Source organism: Vibrio sp. 1069 (genome assembly GCF_033340555.1).
Genome location: NZ_JAWOWP010000632.1, coordinates 1 through 595, shown reverse-complemented (window position 1 = coordinate 595; position 595 = coordinate 1). Strand labels below are relative to the sequence as shown.

Below are 595 nucleotides of genomic sequence, written 5' to 3'. Positions count from 1 at the left end.
TAAGCGTTGCGGATTCGCTGTCTGTTCTGCTCAAAGTACTCTTGGCCATAACGGCCTCGGTTAAAGTAGCGACGAAGCATGCTATTATCCATCACAAGTTCATCCCCTTGGCCTGCCGCTAAGTAATTATAATCATTGCCAACTCGTGTCGTAACGTTGAAATCATAAGCCTCGTTACCACGAACCTGTATCACTCCCGGCGACATATCACGCCATGGCGTTAATGGCAGCTTTACCGACACAGTGACAAACTGCTCTTCGTCTGTATCGTTAAACTTTGTCACCTGATAACTTGCGGATACTTCTATGTCTTCAAACCAATGTGATGTCGTGAATTTTGCGCCGAGATCCCCCTTCCAAAACTCTCCAGCAGTCGCATTAAACTGCCAATCCCACTCTGGCATAGAGAATGTGTAACGAGTTAAAAAGGTTTGGCGATCTGGGTTCGCATAACCATTTTTGTCTTTTTCGTCTTGATGCTGGAAATAGCTCATCTCTAATCCCAACTCATGGTTGCCCGATTGAGAGAACCAAGCTGATTCGCTGCGCGCACCGATATCATCCGATTTAACCAAGCCTAGGGAAACTTGGTTAG

At 46.2% G+C, this 595-nt stretch carries 1 pseudogene; it reads right to left on the bottom strand.

Annotated features, from left to right (window positions below):
- Positions 1–595 (bottom strand): annotated as a pseudogene (locus tag R7040_RS28155) (hypothetical protein); the annotation flags it as partial.